General features: G+C 62.7%; 14 protein-coding genes. 9 read left to right on the forward strand and 5 right to left on the reverse strand.

Features of this window, described 5'->3' with window-relative positions:
* Positions 1–84 precede the first annotated feature (84 nt).
* The 3 genes from MWN76_RS14175 to MWN76_RS14185 are packed head-to-tail and all read right to left on the reverse strand — an operon-like array spanning position 85 to position 6,076.
* Positions 85–3,213 carry an efflux RND transporter permease subunit gene (locus tag MWN76_RS14175; protein ID WP_250462171.1) on the reverse strand — a complete coding sequence of 1,043 codons (3,129 nt, stop codon included), beginning with the start codon at positions 3,211–3,213 and terminating at the stop codon, positions 85–87.
* Complete coding sequence (locus MWN76_RS14180; protein ID WP_250462172.1) at positions 3,207–4,736, reverse strand: efflux RND transporter periplasmic adaptor subunit; 1,530 nt, start codon at positions 4,734–4,736, stop codon at positions 3,207–3,209. The genes MWN76_RS14175 and MWN76_RS14180 overlap by 7 nt, the downstream gene beginning before the upstream one ends.
* Before the next feature lie 2 nt (positions 4,737–4,738).
* Positions 4,739–6,076 (reverse strand): TolC family protein, encoded by a 1,338-nt coding sequence (locus MWN76_RS14185; protein WP_250462173.1) that lies wholly within the window; start codon positions 6,074–6,076, stop codon positions 4,739–4,741.
* A gap of 625 nt (positions 6,077–6,701) precedes the next feature.
* Between MWN76_RS14185 and MWN76_RS14190 the strand changes: the two genes are divergently transcribed.
* The 5 genes from MWN76_RS14190 (at position 6,702) to MWN76_RS14210 (ending at position 10,721) form a co-directional block, all read left to right on the forward strand.
* The gene (locus MWN76_RS14190; protein ID WP_250462174.1) at positions 6,702–7,025 is read left to right on the forward strand and encodes an ArsR/SmtB family transcription factor; all 324 of its coding nucleotides are present in this window, start codon (positions 6,702–6,704) and stop codon (positions 7,023–7,025) included.
* Complete coding sequence (locus MWN76_RS14195) at positions 7,022–7,453, forward strand: SRPBCC family protein (protein ID WP_250462175.1); 432 nt, start codon at positions 7,022–7,024, stop codon at positions 7,451–7,453. The genes MWN76_RS14190 and MWN76_RS14195 overlap by 4 nt, the downstream gene beginning before the upstream one ends.
* Before the next feature lie 45 nt (positions 7,454–7,498).
* Positions 7,499–7,879: a DoxX family protein gene (locus MWN76_RS14200; RefSeq protein WP_250462176.1), complete on the forward strand. Its 381-nt coding sequence runs from the start codon at positions 7,499–7,501 to the stop codon at positions 7,877–7,879.
* Between the two features lie 155 nt (positions 7,880–8,034).
* Positions 8,035–8,493 carry a (2Fe-2S)-binding protein gene (locus MWN76_RS14205; RefSeq protein ID WP_250462178.1) on the forward strand — a complete coding sequence of 153 codons (459 nt, stop codon included), beginning with the start codon at positions 8,035–8,037 and terminating at the stop codon, positions 8,491–8,493.
* Positions 8,494–8,507: 14 nt separating this feature from the next.
* Complete coding sequence (locus MWN76_RS14210) at positions 8,508–10,721, forward strand: xanthine dehydrogenase family protein molybdopterin-binding subunit (protein WP_250462180.1); 2,214 nt, start codon at positions 8,508–8,510, stop codon at positions 10,719–10,721.
* 21 nt (positions 10,722–10,742) lie between these two features.
* Here MWN76_RS14210 and MWN76_RS21185 read toward each other — a convergent pair whose 3' ends face one another.
* Entirely contained in the window at positions 10,743–12,110 is a 1,368-nt protein-coding gene (locus MWN76_RS21185; RefSeq protein ID WP_250462182.1) for an ATP-binding protein, read from the reverse strand.
* Positions 12,107–12,823 carry a response regulator gene (locus MWN76_RS14220; RefSeq protein ID WP_250462184.1) on the reverse strand — a complete coding sequence of 239 codons (717 nt, stop codon included), beginning with the start codon at positions 12,821–12,823 and terminating at the stop codon, positions 12,107–12,109. The genes MWN76_RS21185 and MWN76_RS14220 overlap by 4 nt, the downstream gene beginning before the upstream one ends.
* 460 nt (positions 12,824–13,283) lie before the next feature.
* On the opposite strand from MWN76_RS14220, the gene MWN76_RS14225 reads away from it, so the two are divergent.
* The 4 genes from MWN76_RS14225 to mnhG all read left to right on the forward strand — a co-directional run bounded on the left by MWN76_RS14225 (position 13,284) and on the right by mnhG (position 14,952).
* Complete coding sequence (locus tag MWN76_RS14225) at positions 13,284–13,733, forward strand: Rap1a family protein (protein ID WP_250462186.1); 450 nt, start codon at positions 13,284–13,286, stop codon at positions 13,731–13,733.
* A gap of 82 nt (positions 13,734–13,815) precedes the next feature.
* Positions 13,816–14,286 (forward strand): Na+/H+ antiporter subunit E, encoded by a 471-nt coding sequence (locus MWN76_RS14230; RefSeq protein WP_250462188.1) that lies wholly within the window; start codon positions 13,816–13,818, stop codon positions 14,284–14,286.
* A complete protein-coding gene (locus MWN76_RS14235; RefSeq protein ID WP_250462190.1) occupies positions 14,286–14,555 on the forward strand; it encodes an MrpF/PhaF family protein in 270 nt (89 codons plus the stop codon). Before MWN76_RS14230 ends, MWN76_RS14235 begins: the two co-directional genes overlap by 1 nt.
* Positions 14,548–14,952 carry a monovalent cation/H(+) antiporter subunit G gene (gene mnhG, locus MWN76_RS14240; RefSeq protein ID WP_250462192.1) on the forward strand — a complete coding sequence of 135 codons (405 nt, stop codon included), beginning with the start codon at positions 14,548–14,550 and terminating at the stop codon, positions 14,950–14,952. The genes MWN76_RS14235 and mnhG overlap by 8 nt, the downstream gene beginning before the upstream one ends.
* The last annotated feature ends 1 nt before the right edge of the window (position 14,953 follow it).

Genomic DNA, 14,953 nt, shown 5'->3' on the forward strand with positions numbered 1-14,953 from the left:
TCCCAATGGTTTTCGGTTCCATTATTCTTTCACATTTCACGCTTGTCTGTAGGGTGGGCACGTCGCTGCGCTCTTTTGCCCATCCTACGGTTTGGCTTCCGCCGTTTCAGCATCTTTCGATTTCCACAGCGCAAAGATCGCAGGCATTACCAACAGCACAAACAGCAGCGCGCTGAGGGTGCCGCCTACCATGGGTGCGGCGATGCGCTTCATCACGTCGGCGCCGGTGCCGCCGGAGAGCATGATCGGCACCAGCGAAATCATCAGAGTGAGGCTGGTCATCAGCATGGGGCGGATACGCTGGGCGGCGCTCCGGGCGACATTTTCGGTGAAACTCCCCGAAGCCGATTCTCTCCCGGCACTACTGAGATAGTGCAGCATCAGCAGCCCCATCTCCGCCGCCAGCCCGGCCATGGCAATCATACCTACCCAGACAGCCACGCTGAGCTTGTAGTCGAGCAGATACAGCAGCCACAGGCTGCCCGCCAGCGCGAAAGGGGTGGCGGAGAGTACGAACAGGGTGTCCGCCAGACTCCGGCGGTGCAGGTAGAGTAACAGGAACACCGCCAGCAGTGTGGCGGGAATCACCCATAGCAGCCGCGCCTTGGCGCGCTCGAAATACTGGAACTGGCCGGCCCAGGCGAGGCGCTGGCCGGGCTCCAATTGCACCTTCTCCGCCACCACCTGTTTCGCCTGTTGCACATAGTCGGCCACGCCGATATCGCGCTTCAGGTCGACGAACACCAGGCCCACCAGCTGCGCGTCCTCGTTGCGGATCATGGGCGCGCCGGTGCGGAATTCGATATCCGCCACTTCGGTGATCGGCACCTGCGCGCCGGTGGCGGTGGGTAGCAGTAGCCGTTCCAGCTGCTGCGGGGAATCCCGGTAGTCGCGGGCGTAGCGCAGGTTGATGCCGTAGCGCTCGCGGCCCTCCACCGTCTGCGTGGCTTCCACGCCGCCCACGGCGGCCATCAGTGGTTCCTGCACGTCCTGCACGTTGAGGCCGTAGCGGGCGGCGGCCGCGCGGTCGATATCGAAATCGATTAAGTAGCCGCCGGTCAGGCGCTCGGCGAAGGCGCTGCGGGTGGCGTCGGCGGTGCGCGGATCTTCGAGCAGCGCTTTTTCGATGGCCACGGCGGTCTCCTCGATCCGGTTCAGGTCGTCGCCGAACACCTTGATACCCAGCTGGCTGCGGATACCGGTGGCGAGCATTTCCGTGCGCGTCTGGATCGGCATCCACCAGATATTGGGCATGCCGGGATAGCGCAGTTTTTCGTCCATCTCCGCGATCAGGTCGTCCCAGGTCAGGCCCTCGCGCCACTGATCCCGGGGCTTCAGGGTGACCACCGTTTCCACCATCGACAGGGGCGCGGGGTCGGTGGCGCTGGTGGAGCGGCCGATCTTGCCGAATACCCTTTCCACCTCCGGAAAGGATTTCAGTTCCGCGTCCATCTGCTGCAATACCTTGCCGGCCTCGGTGATGGACATACCCGGCGGGGCGGTGGGCATATAGAGGATGCTGCCCTCGTTCAGCGGCGGCATGAATTCGCTGCCCAGTTGTCGCGCCGGTAGCGCGGCAAACAGCAACAAAAGCAGCGCCGTTGCCGCGACCGCCCTGCGGTGGCGGATACAGAAGCGGATGACGGGCAGGAAAGTACCGGTGAGCCAGCGGTTGATGGGATTTTCTTCGGAACGGAATCTGCCGCGGATCAACAGCACCGCCAGCGCCGGGATCAGGGTGACCGAGAGTATCGCCGCGAAGGCCATGCTGTAGGTCTTGGTGTAGGCCAGCGGCTTGAACAGGCGACCCTCGGTGGCCTCCAGCGAGAACACCGGCAGGAAGGAGATGGTGATGATCAGCAGCGAGAAGAAAATGCTCGGCCCGACTTCCTGCATGGCTAGGACAATTTTCCGTGTGCGGTCCCCGGGGCGGTGTAGGTTTTTGTGAGCGCCCGCGGTGAGCTTTTTATGAATGTTATCCACCATCACCACCGCCGCGTCCACCATCGCCCCAATGGCCACGGCGATACCGCCGAGGGACATGATATTGGCAGTCAGCCCCTGGAAATACATCGGTATAAACGCCAGCAGAATCGCCACCGGCAATGTGATCACCGCCACCAGTGCCGAGCGTGCATGCAGCAGGAAGGCGAAGATCACCAGCGCCACCACGATCATTTCCTCGATCAGCGTGCGTTTGAGGTTGTCGATGGCGCTCAGGATCAGATCGGAGCGGTCGTAGGTGATCAGCAGTTCCACGCCGTCGGGCAGGCCCGCCTGCACGTCCTCGAGCTGCTGCTTGACCCGGTCGATCACCGCCAGCGCATTTTCGCCGTAGCGCATCACGACGATGCCGCCGACCGTCTGCCCCTCGCCGTCCAGCTCCGCCAGGCCGCGCTGCATGGCCGGGCCGAAGGTGATGTCCGCCACCTGTTCCAGCAGTATGGGCACATGGTTGTCGTCCGTGCCGATCACCACCTGGCGCAGGTCGTCCCTGGATTGCAGGTAGCCGCGCCCGCGCACAAAGTGTTCGTGGCCGGCGATTTCCAGCACCCGGCCGCCGGCGTCGTTATTGGAGCGCCGTATGGCCCGGATTACTTTTTTCAGCGGAACATCCAGGTCCGCCAGCTTGTGCGGGTCTATCTGCACCTGGTATTCGCGCTGGAAACCACCCACCGAGGCCACCTCGGCCACGCCGTCCACCGATGATAGCCAGTAGCGCAATTTGAAGTCCTGCAGTGCGCGCAGTTCCGCCAGATCGTGTTTGCCGGATTTGTCCACCAGCGCGTACTGGAAGACCCAGCCCACGCCGGTGGCGTCCGGGCCCAGGGTAGGGCGTACGCCTTCGGGCAACTGGTCCTGAACGGTATTCAGGTATTCCAGCACCCGCGAGCGGGCCCAGTAGATATCGGTGCCGTCCTCGAAAATGGCGTAGACAAAGGAGAGCCCCATAAAGCTCTGCCCGCGCACGGATTTGACGTTGGGCACCCCGAGCATGGCGCTGGTGAGCGGGTAGGTGATCTGATCTTCCACCAGGTCCGGGCTGCGCCCGGGCCAGTCGGTAAAGACGATCACCTGGGTGTCGGACAGGTCGGGAATCGCATCCAGCGGCGCCGCCAGCATACTGCGGTAGCCGGCCAGGGCGAGTAGGCCAACGAGCAGCAGGGTGATGCCCGGGTTGCGGGCGCAGAGGGCGATCAGTTTCTCTACCATTGGTTCACCCCCGATTTCAGCCGGCTTTCGGCGGCGATCAGGAAGACGCCGGAGGTGACGATGCGGTCCCCCTCGTCGAGGCCGCTGCGGATAACGATATTGTTGCCGTCGCTGTAGCCGGTGCGTACCTCTACAGGTTTCAGGCGGCCGTTGCCCAGGTCGAGGAAGACGATGCGTTTGCGGCCGCTGATCAGCACCGCGTCTGCGGGCACCAGCAGCAGTTCGCCCAGTTCCGCGCGCAGGGTGACGTCGTCGAAGCTGCCGGGTTGCAGTTTTCCCTCTTCATTGTTCAACGAGATACGCACCAGGGCGCTACGAGTTGAACCTTCCAGGTAGGGATTGACCTGCATCACCTGCGCGGAGCGGTCGCCGCGATCGCGGTTGGGCAGGGCGATTTCCACGGGCATGCCCACTTCGATCAATGCCAGATCCTGTTCATAGGCGTTGGCCTCCGCCCATACCGTTGACAGGTCGGCCAGCCGCAGCAGCGTGTCGCCCTTTTTAAAGGCGGAGCCGTCGACGATATTTTTCTCGATCACCGTGCCCGATTGCGGCGCGAAGATGGGTACATAGTCCCGCGCCTTTTTCTGTTGCCGCAGCCAGTCTATCTGCCGCCCGCTAAGGCCCCAGTGTTTCAGGCGCTGGCGCGCGGCACCTTCGGTGGCGCCACCGCGCTTTACGGCTTGCAGGTATTCCTCCTGCAGCGACAGCAGCTCCGGGCTGTAGACGGTAAACAAAAGGTCGCCGCGGGCCACCGGCTTGCCTTCGAAATCCGCGTCCAGCTCGCCGATCCAGCCATCGAAACGCAGGCTGATATCCGCCAGGCGCGTCTCGTCGTAGGCGATTTTGCCCTGCAGGCGCAGCGGCACCGCGAAGGGTTTGCGCTCGACCAGCCCCGTTTTTACGCCGATGGTCTGGCGGCGGTTGGTGTCCACCGCGATACTGCCGCTCTCCAGTTCCTCGCGGCTGACCGGCTGCAGGTCCATACCGCAGATGGGGCAAGTGCCCGGCGCGGCGGACTCGACCGACGGGTGCATGGAGCAGGTGTAGTAGGCGGTGTCGCCGGCCTCTGGTGCGGATTTCAGACGCAGGCCGGCGCGGCTGGTGGTCATGTCGAACACCAGGTCCACGTGCTTGTCGGCACCGGTGGCCACGTCCACCGCCAACGGCCAGGCGCCCTCCATGGACAGTTCGAATTCGCCCTCGTAGACGCCGGGCGCCGTCTCGGCGATTTCCGCCGGGGCGCGCATCGCCGGCATGCTGCCCATGGCCGGCATTTCGGCGACGGCGCGCACTTGCGCGTTTTCGACCGGCTCGTCGTCTGTGTCGCGGACTTCTATGCGGATGCTGTTATTGCCAGCGTGGGGTTTTTGCGGGTCTATGAAGACGGCGATGCGGAAGGGGCCGGCTTCGATAAATTCCGCGCTGTTTTTCGTCGAGTGTTCGCCTTGCAGGGCCCACCAGGAGAGGGCGGCGATACCAAACAGCAACAGGGCGCCGGCGATGTATCTGTTTTTAATCATTTTCATTTCCCAAAAATTCTTGCGGAAACCTTGGTATGAGTGGCCTTTGGCCCGCTGGCGGAGCTGGAGCTCCGCGCACCCAGGGAATTCCAGTCATCCAGCAACACCAGCCCCGCGGCGGCGGTGAGTTGGGCAGTGGCGACAAAGCGGTCGCGCCTGGCGGCTTCAATATCCCGCCGCACCTTGAGCAGGTTGCGCTCCGCCACCAGCAGGTCGAGAAAATCGCCGCTGCCCGCGGCGAAGTCGTCGCGGGCGGTGGCCAGGCTCTCCTCCGCCAGCGGCAGCAATTCATCGCGGTAGAGTTGCAGGGTTTCGCGGGCTTCGCGCAGGCGGCTATCGGCGCGGCGCAGTGTGTCCTGCAGGGCCAGGGCGGCATCCTGGCGCTGCCATTCGACGGCCAGTTTCTCCGCCGCCAGGCTGCGCTCGCGCGCGCTGCGCTTGCCGCCGATATCCAGCGGCAGATTGATGCCGACGCCGACGAACAGCCGCTGGTCCGGATCCATCCAGATATTGTTGTGGCGGGCGAGCAGGTTGAATTGCGGGTAGCGGTCTTTTTCCGCCAGGGCCAGTTGGCGGGACTTGCGCGTCTCCTCCGCGGCCAGGCGCTGCAGTTGCGGCTGGTTCCCGAGGCTGTCCAGCGCCAGGGCCAGCGCGTCCGGCGGCGGTTCCCGCCGCGGCAGGGGGGCGCTGGCCGGCAGATCGGCTGGTTGCAGGTTGAGCAGCCGCGCCAGACGGCTTTTATCGCGTTCGACAGCGCGCGACAGGGCAATCTCTTCAATCTGTAACTGGTGCGCCTCGTGCTGGGCCTGCAGCAATGCGGACTTGCGGCCGCTGCCGACGGCGTAGCGCGTGCGGTTGGCGGCGATAAAGGATTGCCACAGATCCCGGTGGCGCCGGTTGATGGCCAACAACTGCTCCCGGTAGCGCCAGTCCGCATAGGCTAGACGCAGCGAATGCGCCAGTGTCACCGCGCCCCGGTCGTACTCGAAGGCGAGGATATCGGTGCCGGAGTCTTCAATGGCCCGGCGCAGGGCCAGTACGCCCGGCCAGGGCAGCGATTGGCTGAGTTCGACCACAGTGCCGTCGGGCAACTGTTCATTGCCAAAGGTTTCGGGGGCGATACCGAGCATCAGCCCGGGATCGTCGAGATGTCCGGTGGCCGCGGCGCGCGAGGCCTGGGCCCGGACGCGCGCATCCAGGGAGCGCTGCGCCGGATTGCAATCCAGCGCCAGCTGTACCAGCGATTCGCTATCTGCCACCGGCGGGGGTTCACACGCAGCCGACGACAGGGGTACCAGCCACAGAATGGCCAGTAGTATCTGCACTTTTTCTGAGAGCAAGATTTGTTCCTCGAACACTCAGGCACACGAATGCGCCGAAAACACGGAAAGTCGGTGTTGTTTGTCGAGGAGGAGATCAGATACGCAGGCGTCTGGTAGCGAGCCAGGTAAGCCTGCCCGGACTGGCGACCGAGGGGGAGAGGGTAATGAAGTGAATGCTTGATGGCGGGGCCAGAGTCTGTGGCCAGCGGTAGTCCGGTGGGCCGTGCAGATCCGGCTGTTCCAATGAATACTGGGCCGCAGGCAGCGGAATCTCGCTGCTGTCGAAATCTGCTTTCAACGACAGTCCGGTTTCTACGGTGCAACAGCCGCAGTCGGGCGTCTGCCCGTCAATCATTTCTCCACAGCAGCATTCGGAGACCGGGCCCGAATGTTCAATCATTTCGCAGGCAAAGACCGATTGCACCTGCAGTAATAGCAGCAGTATGGCAACCAGTGACAGTGGCCTGGCGAATCGGGGGGGTGGAGCGTGTTTCATTCTGGAATAGTAACAGAATATGAAAGACGCCTGTCAGCCCGAGATGCCGGACTTTGAGGATTATTATGCCGGTATCGCTACTGCCTTGACTGACTCATAACCAATGAGTAATATATTTACTCATGACTTGATAGTTATAGGTTCTAAATGTCAGACGCCCATGATGTGCTGTTCAAAACGTTGGCCGATCCAACTCGGAGGGCTCTGTTTGAGCGATTGTGTCGCGAGGGAGAGCAGACGGTCGGGTCCCTGACCGCGGGAGCCGGTGTTTCACAACCGGCTGTGTCAAAGCATCTCGGTGTCCTGAAACAGGCCGGACTGGTGCAAGACCGCCAGCAGGGGCGCCAGGCGCACTACAGCCCCCGGCCCGGTGCGCTGGTACCGCTGCTCGACTGGACCAGTGAAATGGCCGGGTTCTGGGAGCGCCGCTTTGACGATCTCGAGGACCTTCTGAAAAGGATGGATCAATGAATGATACAACGGCTGAAACGCTCTCCGTGGTTGTGGAGCGCGAGATTGCCCACCCACCGGAGAAAATCTGGCGCGCGCTGACGCAGCCGCACCTGATCCAGGAGTGGCTGATGAAAAACGATTTCCAGCCGGTGCCGGGACACCGCTTCAATCTGCACGGGAACTGGGGTGGTGTGTTGGAGTGCGAGGTGTTGGTGGTCGAGCCGCACAAGACGCTCTCCTACACCTGGAATTTCCCCCACCCGGAGGCGGCCTACAACCTGCAGAGCGTGGTGACTTTTACCCTGGAGTCGATCGATGGCGGCACGCTGCTGCGTATGGAGCAGAAAGGGTTCCGGCCGGACCAGAAGCAGGCCTACGGCGGCGCCAAGCACGGGTGGCGGGAATTCTTTACGTCACTCGAAGATATCCTGTCCGAACTGGACTGAGAATACCGTTTCCAATCCAAAACCATCTCGATAAGGAGAATAATAGTGAATATCCTGTTGTGGGTTCTGCAAATCATTCTCGCCCTGCACACCGCCATGGGCGCCGTGTGGAAGTTTTCCAATCCGGAACAGACGGTGCCTTCGCTGAATGCGATACCGCACGGCGCCTGGTTGGGAATGGCCGTTTTCGAACTGGCCTGTAGTGTCTGCCTGATCCTTCCGGCATTTTACAAGCCCCTGGCAGTACTGGCGCCGATCGCGGCCCTCTGTATCGCCGCGGAAATGCTGCTGTTTTCCGTGTTGCACCTCAGTTCCGGTGAGACCAACCACGGCCCGATGATCTATTGGCTGGTGGTGGCTGCCGTCTGTGTATTTATTGCCTATGGCAGGTTTGCACTGAAGCCCCTGGTGCAGGTTGCAGGCTGAGGGCCTGTTGTCGGCCAGCGCCCGGACCACATAGGAATAGGCAAGAATTCAACACTATCCAGCTATTTATTCCTGTGGCTGATACGTAGTATTTTTGTCGAGATGCCGCGTCTGTTTGCTGTGGTTTCCGATAAATCTAACAAGGGGAGCTGGCCATGCCGATCACAATCAACGTCAATGGCGCCGATCACGACCTGGATGCCACGCCGGATACGCCGCTGCTCTGGGCGATCCGCGATCACCTGCAGATGACCGGAACCAAATTCGGCTGTGGCATGGCGCTGTGTGGTGCCTGCACCGTCCATATGGACGGGCAGCCGATCCGCTCCTGCACGACGCCGGTGCAGGCCGTTGCCGGCAGGAAGATTACCACCATAGAAGGCCTCGCATCCCCGGTGGCGGAAGTCGTGCAGCGGGCCTGGAATGAAACCCAGGTTGTGCAGTGCGGCTACTGCCAGTCCGGCCAGATCATGTCGGCCATTGCGCTGCTCGAAAGAAACCCCTCACCGACGGATGGCGATATTGACGCCGCAATGTCCGGCAATATCTGTCGCTGTAATACCTACCAGCGTATTCGCGGTGCGATCAAGAACGCGTCGAAGCAACTGGCCTGAACGGGAGGGATTTTATGCGCTGGATCAATCGCAATACCCGGGGACACCTTCAAGCGGGCTCGCCTGTGAACGCGCAGGAAAGCCGCCGTAATTTCCTCAAAGTCATCGGCGGTGCCGGTGCGGGCCTGACGCTGGCGATCAATAGCCCCGCGGTCTGGTCTGTATCGGGATCCGTGAGCAAAAGCCCGGGTCCCGATAGTGGATTTGCACCCAACGCATTTGTTCGCATCGGCCCGGACAACCGCGTGTCGGTGGTCATCAAGCACGTGGAAATGGGGCAGGGCACCTACACCGGGCTCGCCACCCTGGTGGCGGAGGAACTGGATGCGGACTGGGAGCAGATCGATTCCGTCGGTGCGCCCGCCGATGCAAAACGCTACAACAACCTGAACTGGGGGCCGATGCAGGGCACCGGTGGCAGTTCGGCCATTGCCAATTCCTACCAGCAGATGCGGTTCGCCGGCGCGACGGCCAGGGCCATGCTGGTTGCCGCCGCGGTGCAGCGCTGGGAGGTTCCCGCGGGGGAAATTGCCGTTAAGCAGGGCATTGTGAGCCATCCCGGCAGCAATAGACGTGCGAGCTTCGGCGAGCTGGCGGAACTGGCGGCGTCGCTGCCGGTACCGGACAAGAAATCAGTCCGCTTGAAGGAGCCCGCCGAGTTTTCCTGTATCGGCAGGTCGCTGCCGCGCAAAGACGTCGGTAAAACCGATGGCACAGCCGTATTTACCCAGGATATCCAGTTGCCGGGGATGCTCACCGCCGTGGTGGCCCATCCGCCGCGTTTTGGTGCCAGGGTAAAACGCTTCGATGCCAAGCAGGCCCTGGCGTCAAACGGAGTCGTGGATGTAATCCAGGTCCCTTCGGGCATTGCGGTGCTGGCAAAGGATTTCTGGAGTGCCAGGGTGGCGCGGGACAAACTCGAGATCGAGTGGGACGAGTCCCGGGCGATGAGCAAGAGCTCCGCGCAGATGATGGCGGAGTACCGCGAGCTGGCGGGAAAAGAGGGCAGCGTCGCGCGCGATGATGGCGACGCCAGGGGCGTGTTGGCCAATGCCGAAAGCGTGATCGAGGCCACCTACGAATTTCCCTATCTCGCCCACGCCTCGATGGAGCCGATGAACTGTGTTGCGCTGGTGGAAAAGGACAGTTGCGAGATCTGGAACGGTGAGCAGTTTCAGTCTGTCGACCAGATGAATATCGGCAAACTGCTCGGGCTGCCGGCGGACAGGGTCAAGCTGAACATGCTGTATGCCGGTGGCAGTTTCGGTCGCCGCGCCAACCCGGTATCGGATTACCTCGTGGAGGCGGTGGAGATCGCCAGGGCGAAAACGGGCACGCCGGTCAAACTGGTGTGGTCGCGCGAGGACGATATGCAGGCGGGCTACTTCCGGCCCGCCTATGTGCACCGGGTGCGCGGCGGTGTGGATGCCGAGGGCAACATTGTCGGCTGGGAGCAGCATATTGTCGGCCAGTCCATTCTTTCTGGCACTGTCTTCGGGCAGTCCATCGAAAATGGTATCGATCACTCCTCTGTGGAAGGTGCCAGTACGTTGCCTTACGCGATCCCGAATGTGCGGGTGGAACTCACTTCCACAGAGGAACAGGTTCCGGTGCTCTGGTGGCGTTCCGTCGGCCACACCCACACGGCCTATTCCACCGAAACCTTCCTCGACGAGCTGGCGGCCAGGGCGGGGCGCGATCCGGTCGCACTGCGGATGAAGCTGCTGGCCGATCATCCGCGCTGGCAGGGAGTGCTGAAACTGGCCGCAGACAAGGCCGGCTGGGGCGAGGCACTGCCAAAGGGGCGGGGTCGCGGTGTCGCCGTGCACGAGTCGTTCAATTCCTATGTCGCCCAGGTGGCAGAGGTGTCCGTGGCGGACGACGGCAGTTTCAAGGTGGAGCGGGTGGTGTGCGCCGTGGATTGCGGTGTGCCGATCAACCCGGATGTAATCCGCGCGCAGATGGAAGGCGGTATCGGTTTTGGCCTGGCGCCGGCGCTGGTCAGTGCCGTGACTTTACGGAATGGCCAGGTGGTCGAATCCAATTTCCATAACTACCAGGTGCTGCGTATCAACCAGATGCCGGAGGTGGAAGTGCATATCGTGCCCTCCACGGCTCCGCCTACCGGGGTCGGCGAACCGGGCGTGCCGCCGATCGCGCCCGCGGTGGCCAACGCGTTGGCCGCGGTTACCGGTAAGCGCTATCACACATTGCCGATCGAGACTTGATGGGAAATAGTGCTGCCCGGGTCAATGCGTGGGCATGCCGTGCGCCCAGGGCAGTAGTATCTTCACCCGCAGCCCGCGGCCGATATTTTCCAGTGACAACTCCCCGCCGTGGGCCCGCACGGTATTGGCCGCGATCGACAACCCCAGGCCCACACCGCCGGTTTTGCTGTTGCGGGACTTCTCCAGGCGGTAGAAGGGCTGCAGCACCGCGCCCAGTTCCGCCGCTGGAATGCCGGGCCCGCTGTCGTCGACCGCGACGCGGACACGGTCGCCATCGTCCAGCAGCGATACCCGCACCCGGCCGCCGTATTTTATGCCGTTGTCGATGATATTCTGCAGCGCCCGGCGCAGCGCCACCGGGCGGCACTCGATGACATGGCTGTTTTCATCGCCGGCAAAGAATACCGGATAACCCTCCTCCCGCAGGTCCTCGCACAGGCTCTCCACCAGCGCGGTGAGGTCGGTCCTGCGCGGCGACTCGCCCGGTTCCACGCCGCGGACAAAATCCAGGACCGACTGGATCATCGCCTTCATATCCTCCACCACCCGCAGCAGCCCCTCGCGCTCGTGCCGGTCCTGCAGCAGTTCCGCGCGCAGTTGCAGCCGTGTGGCGGCGGTGCGCAGGTCGTGGGAGACGGCGGCGAGCATTTGTGTCTGGCCGTGCACCAGCCGCGCCAGGCGCCGCTGCATGCGGTTGAAGGCCCGGGCCGCGGCCGCCACTTCGGTAGGGCCGTCCTCCGGCAGCGGCGGGGCATCGATATTGGTGCCGAGGCTGTCGGCCGCCCGCGCCAGCCGGCCCAGCGGTGCGACCGTCTTGCGGATCAGGTAGCCGGCCAGCAACAGTGCGGCCAGGCCGGAAAACAGCAGGTAGAGCATCACCGCATCGTGGACGAGGGATTTCCCCTCCGGCAGTATCGCGTGAAACAGGGTGCGTTCATTGTCGGGAAAGCTGACCGATACCAGCACATCGAAGCCGTGCAGTGGTTCGCGTCTCGACAGCAGCGTGGCGGGTTGCAGTGGCCGCAGGCAGACGCGGGCGTGAAAGCCGGCCACGTCGGCGAAGGCGCGGCTGAGGGATTGATCCAGGCGGCGGGAGAAATCGTTGTCGCGACAGCGTTCGCTGTCCAGGTTGCCCGGCTCCGGGAAGGTGGTCAGGAACTGGGTCTCTGCCGCTGCGAGAATGCGCTGGCGGTCCCGGTCGGGAAAACCCCGGGCCAGTTCGACCACACCGATGATCCGTTCCGCCAGGTCTGTAGCCTCGGTCAGCAGGATGGTCTTTTCGCGGTTGATTTCGTAGATCGCCAGGCTGGCGGCGTGCGACAGCAGAAAGGCGCAGAAAAGTACCAGGATGGTCCGCGAGCGGACGCTACCGGGCAGCCAGCGCTTCACTCTGCCTCCACCGGATAAGTGAAGATGTAGCCGGTGCCCCAGGCGGTCTTGATGATTTCCGGTTTCCGGGCGTCGTCGCCGAGTTTGCGCCGCAGGCGGCTGACGTGGGAATCGATGCTGCGGTCGAAGGGAAAGCTCTCGCGGCCCTTGGTCAGGTCCAGCAGCCGGTCGCGGGACAGCGGCACCTGCGGATGCTGTACAAAGGCCAGCAGCAGCTCTGTCTCGCTGGTGGAAAGCGGAATGGCGGTGGCATCGGCGTCAAACAGTTCCATCTGCGCCGGGTAGAAACGCCAGCCAGCGAAATGGAACAGCTCGCGCCGGGCCAGCGCCACGGGCTGGTGCACTCGGCGCAGCACCGCCTTGATACGCGCGAGCAGTTCGCGGCCGCTGAACGGCTTGACGACATAGTCGTCCGCGCCCAGCTCCAGGCCCACGACGCGATCTATTTCATCGTCCTTGGCGGTGACCATGATCACCGGGGGCATTTGCAGGTCGCTGCGCAATTGGCGACAGAGATCGAAGCCGTCCCGCCCCGGCAGCATCACATCCAGCAGGATCAGGTCCACCGGCTGCCGCTCCATGAGCGCAAACATTTCCTCGCCGTCCCGCGCGGGCTGGACCCGAAAGCCTTCCGCGGTCAGCAAGCGGGAAATCAGCTCCCGGATATCGGAGTCGTCGTCGACCACCAGTACTGAGGCTTTGGGCTCGGCCATGAGATTCACTTTTTGTGACTCAGGTTTCGAAGTTCGGAGCTGCGCCAATGGCACAACCCGGATCGGCCCCGGCATCGAACTCCAAAACCCGGTTTGTTATTTACTGTCGCGAAACATGGAAGAGTGCGCCGGGCGGTCCCTGCAGCCGCTGCGGCGCCTATCACCTCGACTCTATCAGAGCCTTCGATCGGCGCCAAATCGCCGCGTTTCCACTGATCGCCGGGGCTCCGGCCCCCTCCTGTGCCATACACGGACACACTTTTTCACAAAGCTGACAATATTCGGCACACCTTAAATGCCAAAGTAATCGACAGCCTGATGGGATTTGTATCGAGAACAGGATGCACACCCCGGGGCTGCACCGAGCGTGCGGCAAATCGGGGAACGCTGTTCCCTGTATCCGTTTTCTATACAAGCCCCGGGCCAATACAAAATTTCAATAATAAAAGAACAGGCAACTATGGCGAGAAGACAGCGATTACTGATCCGTATCGGTGCGCCGCTCGCGCTGGTGTTCTGCCAGCCGCTTGCCGCACTGGAACCCATGACTGCTGCGGAACTGGTATCCGCCTGCCGGACATACCTGGAGGACGGCCGCTCCGCCGCAGCGGCCAACTGCCGGGCCTATGTGCTGGGCTACCTGTCGGCGAGCAACGAGATTGTCGCCGAAGAGGAACGCCCGTCCGGGTTTGTGGCCCGCGCCATGCGCACCCGCGCAAGCCGCCTTTCCGATGCCGCAGAACAGCGGCTCGACAGCCGCTTCTGCCTGCCGGAGGGGGAAACCCTGGACGACCTGATCGGCAGGCTGGCCGCCGGACCGGCGCAATATGCGACCGATGCCGAGGCGTCGCTGGTGATGCGGGACCTGTTCGAAAAGCACTATCGGTGTGACGCGGTGATGGAGAGCTGATGTATTCCGGTCGACGAATGTTACGGGAAGGGAAGTCGTTCTCTCCCGTTCTGTTTCTACTTCGTGCGTTGGCGAGCTGATCATGCGTTACACCCTGTCGCTGTTTGCGGTGCTGGCCTTTATCTGGCTGGCGAACTCCGGTCACTACACACCGCTGCTGCTCGGCTTCGGACTGCTGTCGATCGGCCTGGTGATCCTTCTCGCGCGGCGCATGCAGCTGGTCGACCGCGAATCCCAGCCGCTGCACCTGTCGCTGGCACTGCCGGGCTACTACTGGTGGCTGTTCCGCAAGATCGTGCGCAGCAACCTGGAGGTGGCAGCCGCTGTCTGGCGGGGCAGAACGTCCATTCAGGCCGCCAGTGGCCGGATAAAAACCGGGCTGCAGACCGATCTGGGCAAGGTGCTCTACGCCAATTCGATCACGCTGACACCGGGGACAGTGGCGGTAGAGGTTGAGAACAACGAAATAGTGGTGCACGCCCTGGACACACGGGGGCTGGAGGATCTGCGTAGGGGCGAGATGGAGCGACGGGTGAGGGCGCTGGAAGAGTGATGCTGACGGTAACCCTGATTGCGCTGCTGGTGGTGATGGCCCTGGCGCTGGTGCGGGCGCTGCTGGGCCCGACCCTCTACGACCGGGTGCTGGCCGTCAATGTGTTCGGCACCAAGACCGTACTGCTGATTGCGGTGATCTGTTTCACCCTCGGCAAACCGGAATTCCTGGATATTGCCCTGGTATATGCACTGATCAATTTTGTCAGCGTGATCGGCGTGCTGCGTTACTTTGAATTCCGTTCCGGCAGTGGGGTGGCCAATGATTGAGCTGGTAATGACGGTACTGAGCGGGCTGGCGTTGGCCCTGGGCTGCTTTTTCATGCTGTCCGGCGCCGTCGGCCTGCTGCGTTTTCCCGACTTCTACACCCGTATGCACGCCGCGGGCATGACCGACACCCTGGCGACGTTCCTGGTTGTCGGCGGCCTGATGCTACTGGCGGGCTGGAGCCTGGCGCTGTTCAAGCTGGGCCTGATCCTGCTGTTCATTTTCTTTACCAGCCCCACGGCGAGTCACTCGCTGGCCAGGGCGGCACAGCACAGCGAGCTTCGGCTCGCGGATGCGCAGCGACCGGGGAGCCGGGAAAGCCGGGAAACAGAGACGCGGTCGATGGCGGCGGCGGAAACCGAGGTCGAGACCGACACCGTCAATGTGGACCGGGCCTGAG

Source organism: Microbulbifer litoralis (assembly GCF_023634065.1).
In the GTDB taxonomy this organism is placed as follows: Bacteria; Pseudomonadota; Gammaproteobacteria; order Pseudomonadales; family Cellvibrionaceae; genus Microbulbifer; species Microbulbifer litoralis.